Here is a 20,538-nt window from a genome sequence, read left to right as displayed (position 1 = left end):
TCCTCCTCACCGTTCCGTCGGCGCGGCGGCCGGGGCGCCGCCACCGCGCAGGATGGAGTTGCCCTCGTGGGTGGCGGTGGCCTCGGTCTCCGCGCTGTCGAGGTCCAGGTCCAGGCGGCCGCTGAGCCCGTAGAACGCGACCGGGTTGCGCCACAGCACCCGGTCGACGTCGTCCTCGGTGAAGCCCTCGGCGCGCATCAGGTCGCCGACCTTGCGGGTCTTGAGCGGGTCGCTCCTCCCCCAGTCGGCGGCGGAGTTGACCAGGACCCGCTCGGGCCCGTACTCGCGCAGGATCGCGACCATCCGCTCCTCGTCCATCTTGGTGTCGGGATAGACGGAGAAGCCCAGCCAGCAGCCGCTGTCCTCGGCCTCCTTGACGGTGGTCTCGTTGAGGTGGTCCACCAGGACGCGGTCCATGGGCAGCGCGGACTCCTTGACGACGTCGAGGGTGCGGCGCAGTCCGGCCAGCTTGTCGCGGTGCGGGGTGTGCACGAGGGCGGGCAGGCCGTGGTCGGCGGCGAGCTGTAGCTGGGCGGCGAGGGCGGTGTCCTCGGCGGGGGTCATCGAGTCGTAGCCGATCTCGCCCACGGCCACGACGCCGTCCTTGACGAGATAGCGCGGCAGCTCGTCCAGGACGGGGGCGCAGCGCGGGTCGTTGGCCTCCTTGGGGTTGAGGGCCAGGGTGCAGTGGTGGGCGATGCCGTGCTGGGCGGCCCGGAACGGCTCCCAGCCGAGGAGGGAGTCGAAGTAGTCGTAGAAGCTGGCGGGCGAGGTGCGCGGCTGTCCGAGCCAGAAGGACGGCTCGACGACGGCGCGCACCCCCGCGGCGTACATGGCCTCGTAGTCGTCGGTGGTGCGGGAGGTCATATGGATGTGCGGGTCGAAGATGCGCATCAGGACTCCTCGCGGGTCAGGGCGCGGGTGGGGGCCGTCGTGGCGGTCGGGGACGTCGCGGCTGGCCGGGAGGTCAGGGCCAGTACGCGCTCGAGATCGGCGGGCACGGGGCGGCCGGCGGCGGTGCGCTCGCGGGCGTAGTCGGTGAGCATGCGGGCCAGCTCGCCGTCGCCGCGCGCCCGGCGCTCCCATGCGGCGACGGCGGTGAGCGGGACGCCGGTGAACAGGCACTTGAGCACGGCCTGCCGCCAGCTGTGCGGCGAGAGGTGGCGGGCGGCGTACGGGCCGACGGCGGCGGCCACGAGCCGGGTGTCGTTGGTCCGCAGGGCGTCCTCGACGAGCGGGACGGCGTCCGAGGCGTCGAGACGGAGATGCGGCAGCGCGAGGAGCACGGCGCGACGCTCGGCGCCGGTGCCCTGCGCGTACAGCCTCGCGGCGGTCGGCGCGTCCGCGTCGGCGGCGTGGAGGAGCAGGATACGGGCGGCGTCGGGGAGGTCGTGGGGGAGGTCGTGGGGGGTGGGGTCGCCGGGGGCGGGTCGAGCGCTCCGGACGTGGCGGCCCGCGGAGGCGAAGTCCAGCTCCCAGCGGGCGAAGCCGGAACCGTCTGCCTGAGGCCCGGTGTTCGCCGCCTCCGCCAGGGCCCTGTCCAGCCAGGCGCGTCCTGCCTCGTCCAGTCGCCGCTCCACGGCGGCGCGCAGCTCGGTCGCGGTCAGCACCGGACGCCTCCCTCGATCGCGGCCCGTTCGGCGTCCTGGAGGAACCGCAGGGAGGCGCGGGCCAGTTCGGGGCCGGCGTGGGAGTGACGGGGCAGCTCGACACCGACGAGCCCCCGGTACCCGGCGGCGCGCAGCGCCTCCAGGACCGGCGGGAAGTCGATCTCCCCCGCGCCGAACGGCAGATGCTCGTGCACCCCGCGCCGCATGTCCTCGATCTGCACATGCCGCACCCAGGGCGCCGCCGCGCGCACGCATTCGGCGGGCGGGTCGGGCTCCAGGCACTGGCAGTGGCCGATGTCGAGGGTGAGACCGAGGGCTGCCGGATCGCCGAGCGCCGTGCGCAGCCGGTGGAATCCGGCGAGGTCGGCGAGGAGATGCCCCGGCTCCGGCTCGATCGCGAGGGCCACGCCCGCCGCCTCGGCGGCGACGACCACCGGCCCGAGGGCGTCCGCCAGCCGCCGCCACGCCGTCTCCTCGGACTCGCCGGGCGGCAGCACTCCGCTGAAGCCGTGCACGGCCGGTGCCCCCAGGTCGGCCGCCACCCGTACGGCCCGCAGCAGCAGGTCGACACGGGCGCCGCGGGCCTCGGGGTCCGGGTCGAGCAGGGTGGGGTGGTGCTTGCGCCGGGCGTCGAGAACGTACCGGGCGCCGGTCTCGATCGCGACGCCGAGGCCGAGCCGCTCGAGGTCGCGGGCGACACGGCGGGTGCGGGCGGCGAGGTCCGGGGCGAGCGGGTCGAGATGCATGTGGTCGAGGGTCAGCGAGACGCCGTCGTAGCCGAGGTCGGCGAGCAGCGCGAGGGCGTCGGTCAGGCGGAGGTCGGTCAGACCGTTGGTGCCGTAGGCGAAGCGCAGGGGTTCCGGGCGGGGACGGCTCATGTCGCGCTGACCTTTCTCGACAGCCGTCGGGCGACGGGCATCAGCGCGAGCAACCCCGCCGCCGTCCGGTGCGCCCCGGCGCGGGAGGCGAGCACGGCCTGAAGCGGGATCATCGCGCGGATGCCGCTGCCGACGGCACGCTGGAGGAAGTACGGGGAGGGGTTGAGCGCGGCATGCGCCAACGGCCGGGCGACCGTGGCCACATAGCCTCCGGCGAGCACGACCCCGGCGACGGCCGCGAAGCGGCCGGCCGCCGCGCCGGGCGAGGCGATGGTTCCGATGCTCCGGGTCGGCGCGGCTCCCACGACGGCCGCGAAGCGGCTCGTCGACCGAGTACGGCCGGTCGCCGTGGCCACGCCCACCGTGGCCGCTGTCCCGGGCACGGCGATGCTCCGGGGCAACGCGGCCCCGGCACGGCCGCCCACGAGGCCGACTCCGGCGACAGCCGCGCGGCCGGACGGACGCGCACGCTCGGCCGCCCCGCCGCGCGAGGCGATGGTCAGGGGCAACCCTGCCCCGGCCCGCGGCCCGCCCGGCGGACCGCCACCGGTGGCCGCCGTAACCAGCCGCCTCGCGGCACCACCGCGCCGTGACCCGAGTCCGCCGGGCGGGCTGCCATGCCCGGTGCCCGCCGCAACCGCCGCGCGTCGGCCCGCCACGAGCGCCACGACGAACCGCCTCGCCGGACTGCCGCGCCCCGCCCGTACGCCCTTGCCCCGAGCGAGCTCGTGGGCAACGGCGGCCGTGGCGCCCTGGACGACGGCCGCCGGGCTGGGCACGGCGGTCCCGGCCGGGGCGGCCGCCCGGACCGTGGTCGCCGCGCTCCGGCTCCACCCGTTGGCCGGGGCCCGGCCGACGGCGCCGCCGACAACCGGACCACGCCCCGCGCCGGCCCCACTACCGAGCGCCGCACCTACGGCAGGGGCGCGGCGAAGGACCCACCGCCGACCAAGTCGGTTGCCCTGGCCCGGGGAAGGCGGGGCGGACAGGGCTCTGGCGAGTCGCCGAGCCGGACCACCGCGGCGCGGCCCCGTCCGGGAGAGCTCCGTGGCGAGGGCCGCCGTGGCGGCTCCGGCCGCCAGGCCACCTGGCGTGGTGGTCTCATTCGCAGCCGCGAGCGGTGCACGGTGGCCTGCGGCGGGGGCCGGGCGTCTGGTCGCGGCCCAGGCGATCGCCGCGCCCACCGCGAGGGCCCCGAGCGGGGCCGCCGAGGAGCCGCCGACGGCCTCCCTGCGGGAGACCGTGGTCACCGCGAGGGTGTGGGCGCCCAGGAGGGCGGCCGGGGGCAGGGCGGAGCGCAGGGCGGCGGGGGCGGAGGCGGTGGCGCCGAGGAGGAGGTCCAGCGCGCGGGCGGCGGCCATGGCGGGCGGTCCCGCGGAGGTGTTCTTCAGCCCCAGGTCGTACGCCCACACCGTGCCCGCCAGGGCCGTCGCCATGGTGAGGGCCGGGCGGCCCGCGGCGGCGGCGCAGAGCAGCCCGGCGGCGGTCAGCCCGGTCGCGGCGGTCAGTGCGGCGCCCGGGGCGATACGGCCCGACGGTAGCGGGCGGCCGGGGCGTTCCACGGCGTCGATGTCCCGGTCCGCCCAGTCGTTGAGCGCCATGCCCGCCTCGTAGAGGCACAGCGACGAGCAGACCGCGAGCGCGGTGCCCCGGTTGGGGCCGGACCGGGCCGCGGCCGCGCCCGCCAGGGCGTCACCGGGCACGGTGAACAGGGCCGACACCCGGAGCAGTTCGGCCCAGTCGCCCCAGTTCCCCCAGCCTCCACGCTCCCCCGCCGCCCGCGTCATGAACGGCCCCGCAGCCGTCCGGCGAGGCCGACCAGCGCCGCGTACTGGTCGGCGAGGGCGGCCGGGCCGCCGTCCGGGTCCTTGAAGTAGAAGCCGAGTTCGGGGAGCGGCCCGGTGCGGCCGATCTCGTGGGCGCGGGCGGTCAGCCGGGCCAGGTCGAGGACGAGCGGTGCGGCGAGGGCCGAGTCGCAGCCCTGCCAGATGGTCTGCAGAACCATCCGGGAGCCGAGGAAGCCCTCGAAGGCGACGTGGTCCCACGCGGTCTTCCAGTCGCCGAGCGCGGGCACGTTGTCGATGTGCAGCTCACCGTCGGGGAGTTCGCCGAGGGTGTCGGAGAGGACCCGCGCCTTCCCGGCGTTCTTGGCCGCCGCGGCGCCCGGGTCGGCGAGGGCGGCGCCGTCGCCGCCACCGAGGAGGTTCGTACCGGACCAGCTCCGTACGGCCAGCGCCCGCTGCGCGAACATCGGCGCGAGAACGGACCGCAGCAGCGTCTGCCCGGTCTTGCCGTCGCGGCCCGCGTACGGCAGCCCCGAGCGCTCGGCGTGCTCGCGCAACCGGGGGTGGTGGAGCCCGGTGGAGGGGGTGAAGTTGACGTACGGGCATCCGGCGCGCAGCGCGGCGGCGGCGTAGAGGGAGCTGGGCGGCAGGGTCCCGGGGTCCTCCGGGGCCGCTTCGGTGGAGGCGACGTTGACGACGACGGCGCGGGCCAGCCCGTGCGTACGGAGGAAGTCGGTGAGGTCGGCCGCGAAGGCCGCGATCAGTTCCTCCTCACCGCGGCCGTCGCCGGGCTGCGGCCCGCCGGGGCGGACGGCCGCGTCGGCGGCGGCGAGTTCGGCGCGTACGGCGGCGGGCAGCCCATGCGGCAGCACCCCGTCGGCGGCCAGCGCCTCGGCCCGCTTGGGCAGCGGGGTCGTGGCGGTGTCATGGCCGCCGAAGACGAGGTCGGCGAGCGCGGGAAGGCCGCTGTCCGCGAACGGCGCGGTCTCGGTGACCATTCCGGTCGCCGGCTGCAACCCCCCGGCGACGGCGGCACAGCCCGCCACGGCGGTGGTGGCGACGGAGCCGCGCGCGCCGATGAGCCAGACCCCCGTACGGGGTGCGTCGCGGGGTGGGGTGATGTCGTCGGGGCGGGTGGTCACTGGCTGCCTCCCGGGTGGGCGTGGGTTGCGCATGTGGTTCGGGTGCCGCGCATTGGCGTTCGCGGCGGCGGTACGTGGGCGGCGCCGGTTCGCTCGTGTCGTACGGGAGTCGGGGGCGGAGGGGCCGAGGCCGAGGTCAGGTGGTCGGGGTCGGGCGGGTCGGGGTCGGGCGGGTCGGGGTCGGGCGGTCGGGGCGCGGAGCCCTTGTGCGGTCGGGAGCTCCCCGCGGAGTCCCGGGGTCAGCGGCCCACCGGGCCCGGGCCCCCGGTCCGGAGCCCCGGGGTGGCCGGGACCCGGACGGGCGGCCCGGGCAGACCCCGGCCCGGGGGCCGGAGCCGGGGCGGGTGGGCCCCGGAGTCCTGCCCCCGGGTGGGTGATTGAGGTGGCGGCGGGAAGGAGGCGGCGTACTCCTGCCCGCCGCCACGCCGCCCCCACGGCTCCCCTCGGGCCGTCGGGACGGCGAACCGGGGGCGCCTAGCCGTCGTGGTGGTGCTGGTGGTGGCCGCCGCCCTTCGCCGGCAGGTCCTTGATCCGGATGTCGCGGAAGGAGACCTCGTCCCCCTCCCCGTGGTTCTGGATGCCGACGTAGCCCTGGAGCAGGCTGCGCGCCGGGTCCCGGTTGGTGAAGTCGTTGATCTTCACGCCGTTGAGCCAGATCCGCAGCCGCTCGCCCTGCACACGGATTTCGTACGTGTTCCACTCCCCCGGCGGGTTCAGCGCCGCGTCCCGCTTGGCGAGGTCGGCTGACTGGAAGCCGTAGACCGAGCCGGTGGTGTGATCGGGGGTGTCCGTAGCGTCGATCTGCACCTCATAGCCGTTGTCGACCGCCGACCAGGGGTCGTCGGAGGCCGGGAAGCCCACGAAGACGCCGGAGTTGTCGTCGCCCGCCATCTTCCAGTCCAGCTTGAGCGAGTACGAGCGCAGCTCGCGTGCGTCGTACCAGAGCATCCCCATGCCGCCCGTCGAGGTGAGGGTCCCGGACGCGGTGTCGAGGGTGAAGCTCCCGGGGCCCGCCTGCTTCCAGCCGTCCGTCGAGGTACCGTCGAAGAGCGGGCGATAGCCCTGCTCGGGGCGGCAGTCGGCGTGGGCGGCGCCGGTGGCGTAGCGGATGCCGCCGAGCAGGTGCTGCCGGAAGGCGGGGTCGGCGTAGGACTCCTTGGTGTGGCCGAAGCCGGTGTAGAAGGCGCGTCCGCCCCGGTACTCCTTGCACCACGAGATGGGGTGGTCCTCGCCCATCGCGCCGCCCTGGTACGAGGATTCGTCGAGCGTGGCGAGGACCCGCACCCGATCCCTCGGGTTGGTGCGGTAGTTGTACCACTCATCCGTCCGCTCCCACGTCGGCGCCAGATGCGCGGTCGCGGGGTTGGCCCGGTCCTCGACGTTCACGGTGGCCCGCTGGATCGCGGGGTGGGACTGGAAGTACGCCCCGGCCAGGCCCTCGTAGAAGGGCCAGTCGTATTCGGTGTCGGCGGCCGCGTGGACGCCGACGTAGCCGCCGCCCGCCCGCACATAGCCCTCGAACGCGGACTGCTGGGCGGCGTCCAGGACGTCGCCGGTCGTGGAGAGGAAGACGACGGCGTCGTAGCGGGCGAGGTTGTCGCGGGTGAAGGCGGCGCCGTCCTCGGTGGCGTCCACGGCGAAGCCGCTTTGCGCGCCGAGTTCCTTGATGGCGGCGACCCCGTCGGGGATCGAGTCATGGCGGAAGCCCGCCGTCTTGGAGAAGACCAGGACCCGGTCGTCGTCGCCGGCCGATGTGGCAGCCCCGGACGCGGCGGCGGGCAGGGCCGTCAGGGCGAGCAGCAGCGTGGCCCCGACGGCGGCGAGGCGCGCCCCACGCCGGGAGCGGGTGCCGGAGTCGCGTCCGGAGTCGCGTCTGGAGTGCGGAGAGGTGTGCGGGTGCATATCCGTCGTGCTCCTTCCTCCCGGGCCGGGGGCGGCGGCCGCGTACGGCCGCCACCCCCGACCCCGGGCGTCAACTCGTCAGCCGGTGCCGATGGTGAAGTCGTCCACGTCGAAGAGCGCTCCCGCACCGCCCTTGAAGACGAGGGACAGCGTGGTGCTGCCGCCAGGGGGGTTCTTCAGCGTCGTCTTGACGTCCTGGAAGGTCTCCCAGTCGCCGGTCACCGGCACGGTGACGGTGCCGAGCAGCCGTCCGGTCGGGGAGCCGCTGTGGATCTCCAGCGTGCCGCCGGCGCCCGCCGAGGAGACCCGTGCGGTGAAGTCCTTGGCGTTGCCCAGCACATACGGGGTGAAGGAGATCCAGTCCCCGTTCTCGATGTTGCCGACCGTCTTGCCGCCGTTGGCCGGGGTGTGGGAGATGACCGAGACGCCCTGGCTGTCGTCGTAGTGCTCGGCCTGCCGGTGCTTGGGCTGGACGATGGACTGGTCATGGGTGGTCAGCGGCGGCTGCCCGCCCCCGCCGCCGTCGGTGTACTCGGCGTCGAAGACCCCGAAGATGTTGGCGTTGGGGTCGTGCTCCCCGTCCGCGTTGGTCTTGATGGTGCCGGAGCAGCCGTTCGCCGTGGTGACGGGGTGGCCGTGGCTGTCATGGCCGAGGATGTAGGTGACCTTGACCTTGGCGCAGTCGACGGTCCCGTCCTCCGGGTCGGTCACCTTGACCTTGAACGGGACCTCGTCGCCGAAGCTGAACAGCTGGCCGTCGGCGGGCAGTTGCAGCGTCACCTTGGGCGCGGTGTTGCCCACCGTGAGGTGGACATTGGCGCTGGCGGTGCGGCCGGTGGGGTCCTTGACGGTGAGGGTGGCGGTGAAGGTGCCGTTCTTCTTGTACGTGTGGGTGGGGTTGGTGGCGGCGGAGGTCGTGCCGTCGCCGAAGTCCCAGCTGTAGGCGAGGGTGTCGCCGTCGGCGTCCGAGGTGCCCGCCGAGGAGAAGGCGACCTTCATGGGCGCCTTGCCGGAGGTGCGGTCGGCGCTCGCCTCGGCGATGGGCGAGTGGCCGCCGGTGGCGTTCTCGATCCGGTAGAGCGCGGAGTGCTCGTCGCCGTTGAAGTAGCCGAGGCCGTAGTCGAGGACGTACAGCGCGCCGTCCGGGCCGAAGGCCGAGTCCATGACCTGGGTGCCGGACCACGGGAAGTCGTTGATCTTCTGCACGGCCCCGTCGGCGCCCTGCTCGATCCGCTTGATCCACTGGCGGCCGAACTCCCCCGCGAAGAAATTCCCGTTGTACGACTCGGGGAACTTCACCGGGGAGTCGAGCGAGGCGTCATAACGGTAGACCGGCCCGGCCATCGGGGACTCGGAGCCGGAGCCGAACTCGGGCACGGAGTCGTTGTCGTACGGGATCCAGGCGGGCTGGGCGGGCGGCAGATCGGTGAGCCCGGTGTTGTACCGCGAGGTGTTCTTGGGCGCGGCGCAGTCGAAGGCCGGGCCGGAGGTGCCGGTGGCGAAGTCGTAGTCGCGGTACGGCTTGTTGTCGGCGATGCAGTACGGCCAGCCGTAGTTGCCGGCTTTGGTCACCCGGGCGAACTCGACGGCGCCACCCGGTCCGCGCTCGGGGTTGGCGGCGCCGGCGTCCGGTCCGTAGTCGCCGACGTAGACCGTGCCGGTCGGCTTGTCGACACTGATCCTGAACGGGTTGCGGAAGCCCATCGCGTAGATCTCGGGACGGGTCTTCTCGGTGCCGGGCGCGAAGAGGTTGCCGTCCGGGACGGTGTACGAGCCGTCGTCGGCCACCTTGATGCGCAGGACCTTGCCGCGCAGGTCGTTGGAGTTGCCCGCGGAGCGCCGGGCGTCGAAGGCCGGGTTGCGGTTGTCCCGCTCGTCGATGGGGGTGAAGCCGTCGGACTCGAACGGGTTGCTGTCGTCGCCGGTGGACAGGTACAGGTTGCCCTCGGCGTCGAAGTCGATGTCCCCGCCGACGTGGCAGCAGATGCCGCGGGACGCGGGGACGTCCAGGACCTTCTTCTCGCTGCCGGTGTTCAGGGTGCCGTCGGCGTTGAGGGTGAAGCGGGAGAGGCGGTTGACGCCGTCGAACTTCGCGAAGTCGGCGGCCGTCCCCTGGGTGGGGGCGTCACCGGCGGGGGTGTCGAGCGGCGGCGCGTAGTAGAGGTAGATGGCGCGGTTGTCGGCGAAGCCGGGGTCGATGCCGACGCCCTGGAGCCCTTCTTCGTCGTGCGAGTAGACCGGCAGCTTGCCGGACACCTTGGTCTCGCCCGTGGCATCGGTCAGCCACAGGGTGCCGTCGCGCGAGGTGTGCAGCACGGAGCGGTCGGGGAGCACGGCGAGCGTCATGGGCTCACCGGTCTCCTCCACGCCCTTGGCGAGGGTGACCTGCTGGAACTGCTCGGCGGCCGGGGCGGGTTGATCCGCTTGATCCGCGCCCGCCTGGGGAGCGGTGAACGCGAGCCCCGCGCCGACGAGCAGAGCGCTCGTGACGAGCGCGAGGGGCCCGCGCAGTCGAAGCCTTTTCCTGTGCACGCTGATCCTCCGTGGAAAGAGGGGGGGTGTACGGGCGGGCCGTCAGGCCGCCGTGACTGGCACAGGCGCGCGCCGTCGCGCCGGGATGACCGGTCCGGGGCGAGGGGCCCTATGTGACCGGTACATCTCAAGGACCGTAGCGGTGTTTGTCCGGTCCGGAAACCCCTTTGACGCAAAGTAGCCCCTGCTTCATCCACGGGCAGGACAAAGCTGGGTGGGGGCGCGGTGTGCGGTCCCCCACCCAGGGGCCCTTCGGGCGGGTCCTCGATCGCCGGACGGGCCGGGCTACTTCTCCCCGCCTCCGAAGGCCGCGTCGAACGACGCCGTCGGCGGGTCGAAGTCGAAGTGCTTCAGCCGGGCCAGCGCCTCCGGGGCGCCGGTGAGCCGGTCCATCCCGGCGTCCTCCCACTCGACCGACACCGGACCGTCGTAGCCGATCGAGCGCAGCATCCGGAACACGTCCTCCCACGGCACATCGCCATGGCCCGCCGAGACGAAGTCCCAGCCGCGGCGGGGATCGCCCCAGGGCAGATGGGAGCCGAGGCGTCCGTTGCGGCCGTCCAGCCGCTTCCGGGCCTCCTTGCAGTCGACGTGGTAGATCCGGTCCCGGAAGTCCCACAGGAAGCCGACCGGGTCCAGGTCCTGCCAGACGAAGTGGCTGGGGTCGAAGTTGAGCCCGAAGGCGGGGCGGTGGCCGAGCGCCTCCAGGGCCTGGTGGGTGGTCCAGTAGTCGTAGGCGATCTCACTGGGGTGCACCTCGTGGGCGAAGCGCACGCCCTCGGCGTCGAAGACGTCGAGGATCGGGTTCCAGCGCTCGGCGAAGTCCTCGTAGCCCCGCTCGATCATCCCGGGCACCACCGGCGGGAACATCGCCACCAGATGCCAGATGGAGGAGCCGGTGAAGCCGATGACGGTGCGGACCCCGAAGGCGGCCGCGGCGCGGGCGGTGTCGGCCATCTCCGCGGCGGCCCGCCGCCGGACGCCCTCGGCCTCGCCGTCGCCCCAGATCCGGCCCGGCAGGATGGCCTTGTGGCGCTCGTCGATGGGCGAGTCGCACACGGCCTGGCCGACCAGATGGTTGGAGATGGCGAAGCACTTCAGGCCGTACTTCTCCAGCAGGCTGTGGCGCCCGTCCAGATAGCCGGGCTCGCCGAGCGCCCGGTCCACCTCGAAGTGGTCGCCCCAGCAGGCGAGTTCCAGGCCGTCGTAGCCGAAGTCGCGGGCCAGCCGGCAGACCTCCTCCAGGGGGAGGTCGGCCCACTGGCCGGTGAAGAGCGTGAAGGGTCTGGGCATTCCGGCCTCCTGTCTCAGACGGGTACGGGGGTGTAGACGCAGTTCTTCTCCGCGCTCTCCTCGACGGCGGCGAGCACCCGCTGCACCTGCAGCCCGTCCTCGAAGGACGGCTCGGGTCCGGTCCCCTCGGCGACCGCGAGCACCATGTCCCGCGCCTGGTGGACGAAGGTGTGCTCATAGCCGAGGGCGTGGCCCGGCGGCCACCACGCGTCCAGGTAGGGGTGCTCGGGCTCGGTCACCAGGATCCGGCGGAAGCCGGAGTCGGCGGCGGGCTCGGTGTGATCGTGGAAGGACAGCTCGTTGAGCCGTTCCAGATCGAAGGCGAGCGAGCCGTGATCGCCGTTGAGCTCGATCCTGAGCGAGTTCTTACGGCCCGCGGCGAAGCGGCTGGCCTCGAACGACGCCACCGCACCGGAGCCGAACCGCCCGGTGAACAGCGCCGCGTCATCGACCGTGACCGGTCCGCGCGCCGCCCCGCCCGTCCCGGAGCCGCCGAGCCCCGCCACCGCACCGGCGGGCAGCGGCCGCTCCCGGATGAACGTCTCGGTGAGCGCCGAGACGCCGATCAGCCGCTCCCCCGCCAGATACTGCGCCAGATCGACGATGTGCGAGCCCAGGTCGCCGAGCGCCCCGGAGCCCGCGTACTCCCGCCGCAGCCGCCACACCAGGGGGAACTCCGGGTCGACGATCCAGTCCTGCAGATAGGTGACCCGTACGTGCCGCAGCACGCCGAGCCGCCCCCGCTCCACCATCCGGCGGGCGTACGCGATGGCGGGGGCGCGGCGGTAGTTGAAGCCGACCATCGCCACCTGTCCGCGCTCCCGCGCCCGCCGCGCCGCCTCCACCATGGCCTGCGCCTCGGTCACGGAGTTGGCGAGCGGCTTCTCGCACAGCACGTGCTTGCCCGCCTCCAGGGCCGCGATGGCGATCTCGGCATGGCTGTCGCCGGGGGTGCAGACGTCCACGAGCTGCACATCGTCCCGGGCGATCATCGACCGCCAGTCGGTCTCGGCCGTGGCCCAGCCGTGCCGGTCCGCGGCGGCCCGTACGGCCTCCGGGTCGCGTCCGCAGACGGCGGACATCACGGGGCGCGCGGGCAGGTCGAAGACACGGCCGACGGTACGCCAGCCCTGGGAGTGTGCGGCGCCCATGAAGGCGTAACCGACCATGCCGACGCCGAGCGTCTTCGCTTCAGGACTTTCCATGGGACTCCTTCTGACGATCGCAAACCGACGCGAGGTGGGGGGTCTGGCCCTCCAGCGGGCTCAGCTGAATCCCGTGGGGAGGTATTCGTCCACGTTGTCCTTGGTGACGACGGCGGAGTAGAGGGTGAGGGAGGCCGGGATCTCCAGCTCGGCGAGGCCGCCGACGCCCTTGCCCTGGCCGAGCGCGCGGGCGAGGTCGATGGCGGAGGCGGCCATGGTCGGCGGGTAGAGCACGGTGGCCTTCAGCACGGTGTTGTCGGCCTTGATGGCGTCCATGGCGTGCTTGGCGCCCGCGCCACCGACCATGAGGAAGTCATCGCGCCCGGCCTGCTTGATGGCGCGCTCGGCGCCGACGCCCTGGTCGTCGTCGTGGTTCCACAGGGCATCGAAGTCGGAGTGGGCCTGGAGGAGCTGGGCCATCTTCGACTGGCCCGACTCGACGGTGAACTCGGCGGCCTGGCGGCCGACCTTCTTGATGTTCGGGTAGTTCTTCAGGGCAGCGTTGAAGCCCTCGGTGCGCTGCCGGGTCAGCTCCAGGTTGTCGATCCCGGCCAACTCGATGACCTTGGCGTTCTTCTTGCCCTTGAGCTGCTCGCCGATATAGCGCCCGGCGTTGAGGCCCATGCCGTAGTTGTCGCCGCCGATCCAGCAGCGGTACGCCTGCGGCGAGGCGAAGATGCGGTCGAGGTTGACGACCGGGATGCCCGCCCGCATCGCCTTGAGCCCGACCTGGGTCAGCGCCTTGCCGTCGGCGGGCAGGATGACCAGGACGTCGACCTTCTTGTTGATGAGGGTCTCGATCTGCCCGATCTGCTGGGCGGTGTCGTTGGAGCCCTCGGTGATCTCCAGCGTGACGTCCTTGTATTCCTTGGCGCGCCGCTTGGCCTGCTCGTTGATGGCGTTGAGCCAGCCGTGGTCGGCCTGAGGCCCGGCGAACCCGATGGTGACCGCCTTACCGGGCTTGTCATTGGCGGTGTTCGCGGCCTGTTTGCTGTTCTCGTCGCTGTCGTTGTTCTCGTTGCTGGTGCACCCGGCGGCGAACAGCGCGCCCGCCGCGGCGGTGCCCAGGAGCAGGTTTCTGCGACTGGTGGGGGAGGAGCTCTGTGGGAACCTCATGGCGTCGAACGACCCTTCTGTACCAGGACGGCGGCGACGATGATCGCGCCCTTGGCGATCTGCTGGACATCGCTCTGAAGGTTGTTCAGGGCGAACAGATTGGTGATGGTGGTGAAGACGAGGACGCCGAGGACGGAGCCGGTGATGGTGCCGCGGCCGCCGCTGAGCAGCGTGCCGCCGATGATCGCGGCGGCGATGGCGTCGAGTTCGTACAGGTTGCCGTTGGTGTTCTGGCCGGAGCCGGTGAGGACGACCAGCATGAAGGCGGCGACACCGCAGCACAGCCCGGAGAGCAGATACAGCATCAGCCGCTGGCGTTTGACGTCGATGCCCGCGAGCCGGGCCGCCTCCGCGTTGCCGCCGATGGCGACGGTGCGCCGGCCGAACGTCGTGCGGTTGAGCACCAGCCAGCCCAGGACCGTGACGGCGGCGAAGATGATCACCAGCGGCGGTATGCCGAGGATGTAGGAGTCCGGGAGCCCGAGGTCCAGGACCGGGTCGACGGTGACGACCTGGGTCCTGCCGTCGCTGATCAGCAGGGCGAGACCGCGGGCGGAGGCGAGCATCGCGAGGGTGGCGATGAACGGGACCAGCCCGCCGTACGCGATGAGCACCCCGTTGACCAGTCCGCAGCCGAGCCCCACCAGGACCGCGCAGAGCAGGATGCCGCCGAGTCCGTACTCCTGGGTGGCGATCGTGGTGGCCCACACCGAGGCGAGGGCGACCATCGCGCCGACCGACAGATCGATGCCGCCGCTGGTGATGACGAAGGTCATGCCGACGGTGACGACGCCGATGACGGATGCCTGGGTGAGCACGAGTTGGAGGTTGTCGGTGCTGAGGAACTCATCGGGCTTGGTGAAGCCGCCGACGGCGATCAGCACCGCGAGCACCCCGACGAGGGAGAGGTTGCGCAGGTCGGCCAGGCGCCGCAGCCTGCTCAGCGGATCGGTGCCGGTGCGGCCGGCCGGCGGTTTGCCCACCGGGCCGGCCGTCAGCGTGGCGCCCGCGCCCGGCACCGGGGCGGAGTCGGCCGAGGGGCTGGACGCCGGCGTGCTCCCAGGTGAGTTCACGACGGGCTCCCTTCCATGACGAGATCGAGGACGCGGTGCTCGTCCAGCTCCCGCGCGGGCGCCGTATGCACGACACGGCCCTCACGGAGCACCAGCACCCGGTCGGCGAGGCCCAGGACTTCGGGCAGTTCGCTGGAGACGAGAAGGACGGCCATGCCGTCGTCGGCGAGTCGGCGGATCACGGCGTACAACTCGGCGCGGGCGCCGACGTCCACCCCGCGCGTCGGCTCGTCCAGCAGCAGCACCCGGCAGCCGCGCAGCAGCCAGCGGGCCAGTACGGCCTTTTGCTGATTGCCGCCGGACAGGGTGCGCACCGGCCGCTCCGGGTCGTCGGGGTGCAACGAGAGGTCGCGTACGCACCGGCGGGCCGCCGCCCGCTCCGCGCCGCGGTCCACCCACCCGGCGCGGGAGAAGCGGGACAGCGAGGAGACCGAGACATTGCGGGTGACGGACTCCAGCATCAGCAGCGCCTGCGCCTTGCGCTCCTCGGGGGCGAGCCCGAGCCCGGCGCGCACGGCGGCGGTCACGCTGCCGGGGCGCAGCGCGCGGCCGTCCACCAGGACCCGGCCCGAGGTGGGACGGCGGGCGCCGTAGACGGTCTCCAGGATCTCGGACCGCCCGGAGCCGACGAGTCCGGCGAGCCCGACGATCTCGCCGGGCGCCACTTCGAGGTCGATCGGCTCGAACTCCCCCGCCCTGCCGAGGTTCTCCAGCCGCAGCACGGGCTCCGCGCTCGCGGCCGGAGGCGCCGTGGTGCGGCGCGGGAACGCGTACTCCACATCCCGGCCCGTCATCAGGGCCACGACCTCGCGGGTCGGGGTGGTGCGGGCGGACAGCCCGCGGGCCGCGGCCCGGCCGTCCTTGAGCACGGTGACCCGGTCGCCGATCCGGCGGATCTCCTCCAGCCGGTGCGAGATGTACACGACGGCGACCCCGGCGGCGGTGAGATCGCCGACGATGCGGAAGAGGTTGTCGACCTCGTCGGGGTCGAGGGCCGCGGACGGCTCGTCCATCACGATGAGCTGGACGTCGTGGGAGAGCGCGCGGGCCATCGAGACGATCTGCTGCCCGGCCGCGGACAGCTCCCCGACCAGCCGCCCCGGGTCGATCTCGGGGTGGCCGAGCCGGGCCAGGAGCGCGGCGGCGGCGGTGCGGGCCGCACGGGAGCGGACGAAACCGGCGGTGGCCATCTCATGGCCGAGGAAGACGTTCTCGGCGACGGACAGCCCCTCCACCAGGTCGAGTTCCTGGTAGATGGTGGCGATCCCCAGCCGCATGGCGGCGATGGGCGACTTGAGGGTGACCGGTGCGCCCCGCCAGAGGATCTCGCCGCTGTCGGGCTGATGCGCCCCGGCGATCACCTTGATCAGGGTGGACTTGCCCGCGCCGTTCTGGCCGAGCAGACAGTGCACCTCGCCCGCTTCGACATCGAGGTCGACGCCGTCCAGGGCCCGTACGCCGGGGAAGGACTTGGTGATCGCGGACATGGTGAGGAGCGGGCGCGGGTCGGGTGGTGCCGGTGCCATGGCTGGCCTCCTCGGCGGGTTCGCTCGATGCGGTGCGGGTCGCTGGGCGTGCCGGAGCCGCTGCGGGCGCGCGGCGGGGCTGGGGATGGGGCTGGCTGGAGCTGGGTGGAGCGGTGATGTGGTGCCGTGGTGGGGTGCGGGGCGCGCCGGGGTACGGCGCGCCGCCACGGTGGTGCCGGGTGGTGCGGCTCGGTGGTGCCCTGGGGTTGCGGCTCAGGTGGTGCCCGGGTGGTGCGGCTCAGTGGTGCCGGTCGTGCGGCTCATGCCTCGACATGGCGTATGTCGAGGGGCGGTGCGGGTGCCGTGCTGCTGCGCTGTGCCGAGGTATGGACCGGCCGTGGCCGGGCTGGATCAGGCCGTCAGGCCGGGGAGAAGAGGTGGTCGCTGATCAGGCGGGCCGCGCCGGTGACCCCGGCGGCCGGGCCGAGTTCGCCCAGCACGATGGGGAGGTTGCCGGTGGCCAGGGGCAGGGACTGGCGGTAGACCTGGGTCCGTATGGCGGCGAGCAGCGTATGGCCGAGCCCGGTGACACCGCCGCCGATGACCACCAGACCGGGGTTGAAGAAGCTGACGAGCCCGGCGATGACCTGGCCCGTACGGGTGCCGCCCTCCCTGATGAGGTCGAGGGCGGTCGCGTCGCCCGCCGACGCCGCCGCGGCGACGTCCGTGGCGGCGAGGCCGCCCACCTCCTCCAGCCGGGCGGCGAGTTCGGCGGACCGGCCGTCGCGGGCGGCCGCCTCGGCGTCGCGGGCCAGCGCCGCGCCGCCGAAGTACGCCTCCAGGCAGCCGTGGTTGCCGCAGGCGCAGGGGCGGCCGTCGGGTTCGGCCTGGATGTGGCCGATGTCGCCCGCGCTGCCCGTCGTACCGCGGTAGACCTCACCGCCGACGACGATCCCGCAGCCGATACCGGTGCCGATCTTCACGCAGAGGAAGTCCTTGACGGAGCGGGCGACCCCGGCGTGCTGCTCCCCCATCGCCATGAGGTTCACATCGTTGTCGACCATCACCGGGCAGCCCAGCTCCTGGCTGAGCGCCTCCCGTACGGGGAAGCCGTCCCACCCCGGCATGATCGGCGGCGCCACCGGCACGCCCTCGGGGAACCGCACGGGGCCGGGCACTCCTATGCCCGCCCCGTCGAACCCCTCGGCCACCCCGGAGGCCCGGAGCTTCGCGGCCATGTCCAGCACCTGCTCGAAGACCGCGACCGGTCCCTCACGCACATCCATGGGCTGGTTGAGATGGCCGAGAATCTCCAGTTCGGCATTGGTCACCGCGACATCCACGGAGGTGGCGCCGATATCGACGCCGAGCAGCCGCAGTCCGGGCGCGAGACGGATGTTGTGCGAGCGCCGGCCACCGCGCGAGGCCGCGAGCCCGTCCGCGGCCACCAGCCCGGTCTCCAGCAACCGGTCGATCTCCACGGCGAGCTTCGAACGCGAGAGGTCGATCTGATCGCCCAGCTGAGCACGGGAGTTGGGGCCACCGTCGCGCAGCAGACGGAGCAGTCGCGCCTGATGCGCGTTCGCCGGTCGTGCCGTCATGCGCCTCACGCTGCCCCTCCCGCCGTCATCGGCATCCACGTCACCGGGCTTTCACGGGGAACGTAGCAGCGGTTGTCGGGGGTGGGAAGAACTTGCGCCGCAATTGGCTACGACTTTCTCCTGTCGCAGGACAAAGCCGAGTTGATTTCGGGACACCACGGAGAGGCAACGACTCGGGAGCGCGGGATCGGCGAAAGGGTTCGGCCACTGCGACCACTACGATCGGCGGTCATGGAGATAGCGGCGGCGTACATCTTGCTCTTGGTCCTCGTCATGCAGTATCCGCTGCTGGAGTCGAGGATCAAGAAGATCCAGCGCAGGGCGGACCGTATCGAGCACAAGCTGGACCTGATCCTCGACCACCTGGACATCGAAGTGGTCGGGCCCGACCTGCGGGGGGTGACGGCCCTGCTGCGGGAGGGCAAGAAGTTCGAAGCCATCAAGGCCTACCGGCAGCTCACCGACGCCGACTTGAAGGAGGCCAAGGAGGCGGTCGAGCGCATCGACGCCACGCGGGGATGACGCCACCCGGCGACGGCCGGTGCGACGGAGGGGTCAGGACCGCTCGCGGTCGTGGTACGTGCGGCGGGTGTGCTCGGTGTGGGTGCGCATGACGGCCGTGGCCCCGTGTTCGTCACCGGCGGTGATGGCCGCGATCAGCTCGCGGTGCTCGATCCAGGACTGCTTGCCGCGCTGGCGGGCGACCGGGGTGTAGTACCAGCGGACCCTGCGGTCCACCTGGGCGGCCAGCTCGGACAGGACCGCGTTTCCGGCCAGCTCCATCACCTTGGCGTGGAATTCGGCGTTCGCCGCGACCGCGCCGTCCACATCGTCGTCCAGCACCGCGCGCTCGCCCTTCGCGCACAGGTCCTCCAGCGCGGCGATCCCGGCCGCGTCGGTGCCCGCGGCGGCCAGCCGGGCGGCCTCGGCCTCCAGGAGGGTGCGCACCGTAAGGAGCTGATCGGCCTCCTCCTCGGTGGGCTCGTGGACGAACGCGCCCTGCGCGGGCCGCAGATCGACCCAGCCTTCGGTGTTGAGCCGCTGGAGGGCCTCGCGCACCGGCTGGCGGGAGACCCCGAGCTGCCCGGCGAGCTCGCTCTCCACGAGGTGCTGGCCGGGGCGGAGGGCGCGGGTGGTGATGAGTTCGAGCAGCGCCTCGTAGACGCGCTCGCGGAGTGGGCCGGGCCGCTCCAGCTTCGGTACCGCGCCGTTCGGCAGTCCCCTGGACAGCATCGCGCCCCCTCTGGCTCGCCGTTCACCGGATGCCCCGGATTGGTTATTGTCTACAGTTTACCCATCCCGTCCACGCGGTCGACACATCCCGGGCGCTTCGACGTCTAGTCATTGACTCGTTGAATCCTTAAAGTCCGGGCACATGCTCACCAATGATCGACTCGGTCCGTTGCATCGCTCGCGCACCCTGGCCCCACCGGGCTGGAGCCGCTGGCTGGTGCCGCCGGCCGCCCTAGCCGTCCACCTCTCCATCGGCCAGGCGTACGCCTGGAGCGTGTTCAAGCCGCCCCTGGAGTCCTCCATGGACCTCTCGGGCACGGCCAGCGCACTCCCCTTCCAGCTCGGCATCGTGATGCTCGGCCTGTCCGCCGCCTTCGGCGGGACGCTCGTCGAGCGCAACGGCCCGCGCTGGGCGATGTTCGTCTCTCTCGTCTGCTTCTCCTCCGGTTTCCTCGTCGCCTCGCTCGGCGCCGCCACCAGCCAGTACTGGCTGGTCGTCCTCGGCTACGGCTTCATCGGCGGGATCGGTCTCGGTATCGGATACATCTCCCCCGTCTCCACGCTCATGAAGTGGTTCCCCGACCGGCCCGGCATGGCCACCGGCATCGCCATCATGGGCTTCGGCGGCGGCGCGCTGATCGCCTCGCCCTGGTCGAGCTGGCTGATGGAGCGCTTCGGCACCGACAACGGCGGCATCGCCGCCACCTTCCTGGTGCACGGCCTGACCTACGCGGCCTTCATGACCCTCGGCGTGGTGCTGGTGCGGGTGCCGGCCGACGGCTGGCGGCCCGCCGGCTGGGAGCCGCCGCAGGAGCAGGGACACATGGTCAGCGCGGCCGACGTCTCCGCGCGCAATGCCATCCGCACCCCGCAGTTCTGGTGTCTGTGGGTGGTGCTGTGCATGAACGTGACGGCGGGCATCGGCATCCTGGAGAAGGCCGCGCCCATGATCGGCGACTACTTCAAGGACACCGACGCCCCCGTGACCGCCACCGCGGCGGCCGGTTTCGTCGCCCTGCTGTCGGCGGCCAACATGGCCGGGCGGCTGGTGTGGTCGTCCACGTCCGACCTCATCGGGCGCAAGAACATGTACCGGATCTATCTGGGCGTGGGCGCGCTGATGTATCTGGCCATCGCGCAGCTCGGGGACTCCTCCAAGCCCCTGTTCGTGGTGTGCGCGCTGGTGATCCTCTCCTTCTACGGGGGCGGCTTCTCGACCGTTCCGGCGTATCTGAAGGACCTGTTCGGCACCTATCAGGTGGGCGCGATCCACGGCCGACTGCTCACCGCGTGGTCGGTGGCCGGGGTCCTCGGCCCGTACATCGTCAACAAGGTGGCCGACCACCAGGAGGAGGCGGGGAAGACCGGCCCCGGGCTGTACTCGCTCTCCCTCACCATCATGATCGCGCTACTGATCGTCGGCTTCATCGCCAACGAGCTGGTGCGGCCGGTCCATCCGCGCTTCCACGAACCGGCCTCCGCGACGGCCGATACCGAGGCGGCGCCCGCCGAGAAGGGAGCGGACCGATGACCGAACCCACCAACAACCGCACCGCGCTGACCGTGGCCGTCTGGGCCTGGGTCGGGCTGCCCTTCGCGTACGGGGTCTACGAGCTCATCCGCAAGGCCACACAGCTCTTCACGGGCTGAGCTCGCCCTACCGGCCTCACCGGCCTCACCGGCCGAACTCGCGGTACCGGCTT

The 20,538-nt window shown here is 72.6% G+C and carries 17 protein-coding genes; 3 read left to right on the top strand and 14 right to left on the bottom strand.

Annotated elements, in window-relative coordinates:
* Positions 1-6 precede the first annotated feature (6 nt).
* The 13 genes from BLV72_RS28080 to BLV72_RS28015 all read right to left on the bottom strand — a co-directional run bounded on the left by BLV72_RS28080 (position 7) and on the right by BLV72_RS28015 (position 17,602).
* Positions 7-894: a TatD family hydrolase gene (locus tag BLV72_RS28080; protein ID WP_093465701.1), complete on the bottom strand. Its 888-nt coding sequence runs from the start codon at positions 892-894 to the stop codon at positions 7-9.
* Positions 894-1,607 carry an EboA domain-containing protein gene (locus BLV72_RS28075; protein ID WP_093470584.1) on the bottom strand — a complete coding sequence of 238 codons (714 nt, stop codon included), beginning with the start codon at positions 1,605-1,607 and terminating at the stop codon, positions 894-896. Before BLV72_RS28075 ends, BLV72_RS28080 begins: the two co-directional genes overlap by 1 nt.
* Positions 1,604-2,488, bottom strand: coding sequence for a sugar phosphate isomerase/epimerase family protein (locus tag BLV72_RS28070; protein ID WP_093465699.1), 885 nt, complete (start codon positions 2,486-2,488; stop codon positions 1,604-1,606). Before BLV72_RS28070 ends, BLV72_RS28075 begins: the two co-directional genes overlap by 4 nt.
* The gene (locus BLV72_RS52095; RefSeq protein WP_107417454.1) at positions 2,485-4,275 is read right to left on the bottom strand and encodes an SCO3242 family prenyltransferase; all 1,791 of its coding nucleotides are present in this window, start codon (positions 4,273-4,275) and stop codon (positions 2,485-2,487) included. The genes BLV72_RS28070 and BLV72_RS52095 overlap by 4 nt, the downstream gene beginning before the upstream one ends.
* Positions 4,272-5,447 (bottom strand): inositol-3-phosphate synthase, encoded by a 1,176-nt coding sequence (locus BLV72_RS28055; protein WP_425288404.1) that lies wholly within the window; start codon positions 5,445-5,447, stop codon positions 4,272-4,274. Before BLV72_RS28055 ends, BLV72_RS52095 begins: the two co-directional genes overlap by 4 nt.
* Before the next feature lie 441 nt (positions 5,448-5,888).
* A complete protein-coding gene (locus BLV72_RS28050) occupies positions 5,889-7,316 on the bottom strand; it encodes a ThuA domain-containing protein (RefSeq protein ID WP_093465695.1) in 1,428 nt (475 codons plus the stop codon).
* Between the two features lie 78 nt (positions 7,317-7,394).
* Positions 7,395-9,848, bottom strand: coding sequence for a carbohydrate-binding protein (locus BLV72_RS28045; protein WP_093465694.1), 2,454 nt, complete (start codon positions 9,846-9,848; stop codon positions 7,395-7,397).
* A gap of 285 nt (positions 9,849-10,133) precedes the next feature.
* Positions 10,134-11,141 (bottom strand): sugar phosphate isomerase/epimerase family protein, encoded by a 1,008-nt coding sequence (locus BLV72_RS28040; protein ID WP_093465692.1) that lies wholly within the window; start codon positions 11,139-11,141, stop codon positions 10,134-10,136.
* Positions 11,142-11,155: 14 nt separating this feature from the next.
* Entirely contained in the window at positions 11,156-12,346 is a 1,191-nt protein-coding gene (locus BLV72_RS28035; RefSeq protein WP_093465690.1) for a Gfo/Idh/MocA family protein, read from the bottom strand.
* Between the two features lie 60 nt (positions 12,347-12,406).
* Complete coding sequence (locus tag BLV72_RS28030; protein ID WP_093465688.1) at positions 12,407-13,462, bottom strand: substrate-binding domain-containing protein; 1,056 nt, start codon at positions 13,460-13,462, stop codon at positions 12,407-12,409.
* Positions 13,459-14,445 carry an ABC transporter permease gene (locus BLV72_RS28025; protein ID WP_244321445.1) on the bottom strand — a complete coding sequence of 329 codons (987 nt, stop codon included), beginning with the start codon at positions 14,443-14,445 and terminating at the stop codon, positions 13,459-13,461. The genes BLV72_RS28030 and BLV72_RS28025 overlap by 4 nt, the downstream gene beginning before the upstream one ends.
* An 86-nt stretch (positions 14,446-14,531) precedes the next feature.
* The gene (locus BLV72_RS28020) at positions 14,532-16,061 is read right to left on the bottom strand and encodes a sugar ABC transporter ATP-binding protein (RefSeq protein WP_093465685.1); all 1,530 of its coding nucleotides are present in this window, start codon (positions 16,059-16,061) and stop codon (positions 14,532-14,534) included.
* A 359-nt stretch (positions 16,062-16,420) separates the two neighbouring features.
* Positions 16,421-17,602: an ROK family transcriptional regulator gene (locus tag BLV72_RS28015; protein WP_093465683.1), complete on the bottom strand. Its 1,182-nt coding sequence runs from the start codon at positions 17,600-17,602 to the stop codon at positions 16,421-16,423.
* A 231-nt stretch (positions 17,603-17,833) separates the two neighbouring features.
* On the opposite strand from BLV72_RS28015, the gene BLV72_RS28010 reads away from it, so the two are divergent.
* Positions 17,834-18,124: a hypothetical protein gene (locus BLV72_RS28010; RefSeq protein WP_093465681.1), complete on the top strand. Its 291-nt coding sequence runs from the start codon at positions 17,834-17,836 to the stop codon at positions 18,122-18,124.
* A 33-nt stretch (positions 18,125-18,157) separates the two neighbouring features.
* On the opposite strand, the gene BLV72_RS28005 is transcribed toward BLV72_RS28010, so the two are convergent.
* Positions 18,158-18,835, bottom strand: coding sequence for a GntR family transcriptional regulator (locus BLV72_RS28005; RefSeq protein ID WP_093465680.1), 678 nt, complete (start codon positions 18,833-18,835; stop codon positions 18,158-18,160).
* Between the two features lie 142 nt (positions 18,836-18,977).
* Here BLV72_RS28005 and BLV72_RS28000 point away from each other — a divergent pair, with 142 nt between their 5' ends.
* Both BLV72_RS28000 and BLV72_RS51115 read left to right on the top strand, forming a co-directional pair.
* Entirely contained in the window at positions 18,978-20,366 is a 1,389-nt protein-coding gene (locus BLV72_RS28000; RefSeq protein ID WP_093465678.1) for an L-lactate MFS transporter, read from the top strand.
* The gene (locus BLV72_RS51115; protein WP_280143017.1) at positions 20,363-20,485 is read left to right on the top strand and encodes an MFS transporter small subunit; all 123 of its coding nucleotides are present in this window, start codon (positions 20,363-20,365) and stop codon (positions 20,483-20,485) included. Before BLV72_RS28000 ends, BLV72_RS51115 begins: the two co-directional genes overlap by 4 nt.
* Positions 20,486-20,538: the final 53 nt, after the last annotated feature.

It is taken from the genome of Streptomyces melanosporofaciens (assembly GCF_900105695.1).
GTDB classification, from domain to species: domain Bacteria; phylum Actinomycetota; class Actinomycetes; order Streptomycetales; family Streptomycetaceae; genus Streptomyces; species Streptomyces antimycoticus.
Note: the sequence above shows the minus strand (reverse complement) of the source record. Positions and strands in the feature narration are given on the sequence as shown.

Excerpts from the sequence above, each read along its gene's own strand:
- BLV72_RS28050 (WP_093465695.1), bottom strand. The coding sequence starts at position 7,316 with ATGCACCCGCACACCTCTCCGCACTCCAGACGCGACTCCGGACGCGAC.
- BLV72_RS51115 (WP_280143017.1), top strand. The coding sequence starts at position 20,363 with ATGACCGAACCCACCAACAACCGCACCGCGCTGACCGTGGCCGTCTGG.
- BLV72_RS52095 (WP_107417454.1), bottom strand. The coding sequence starts at position 4,275 with ATGACGCGGGCGGCGGGGGAGCGTGGAGGCTGGGGGAACTGGGGCGAC.
- BLV72_RS28030 (WP_093465688.1), bottom strand. The coding sequence starts at position 13,462 with ATGAGGTTCCCACAGAGCTCCTCCCCCACCAGTCGCAGAAACCTGCTC.
- BLV72_RS28070 (WP_093465699.1), bottom strand. The coding sequence starts at position 2,488 with ATGAGCCGTCCCCGCCCGGAACCCCTGCGCTTCGCCTACGGCACCAAC.
- BLV72_RS28055 (WP_425288404.1), bottom strand. The coding sequence starts at position 5,447 with ATGCGCAACCCACGCCCACCCGGGAGGCAGCCAGTGACCACCCGCCCC.
- BLV72_RS28015 (WP_093465683.1), bottom strand. The coding sequence starts at position 17,602 with ATGACGGCACGACCGGCGAACGCGCATCAGGCGCGACTGCTCCGTCTG.
- BLV72_RS28000 (WP_093465678.1), top strand. The coding sequence starts at position 18,978 with ATGCTCACCAATGATCGACTCGGTCCGTTGCATCGCTCGCGCACCCTG.
- BLV72_RS28040 (WP_093465692.1), bottom strand. The coding sequence starts at position 11,141 with ATGCCCAGACCCTTCACGCTCTTCACCGGCCAGTGGGCCGACCTCCCC.
- BLV72_RS28020 (WP_093465685.1), bottom strand. The coding sequence starts at position 16,061 with ATGGCACCGGCACCACCCGACCCGCGCCCGCTCCTCACCATGTCCGCG.
- BLV72_RS28035 (WP_093465690.1), bottom strand. The coding sequence starts at position 12,346 with ATGGAAAGTCCTGAAGCGAAGACGCTCGGCGTCGGCATGGTCGGTTAC.
- BLV72_RS28005 (WP_093465680.1), bottom strand. The coding sequence starts at position 18,835 with ATGCTGTCCAGGGGACTGCCGAACGGCGCGGTACCGAAGCTGGAGCGG.
- BLV72_RS28080 (WP_093465701.1), bottom strand. The coding sequence starts at position 894 with ATGCGCATCTTCGACCCGCACATCCATATGACCTCCCGCACCACCGAC.
- BLV72_RS28010 (WP_093465681.1), top strand. The coding sequence starts at position 17,834 with ATGGAGATAGCGGCGGCGTACATCTTGCTCTTGGTCCTCGTCATGCAG.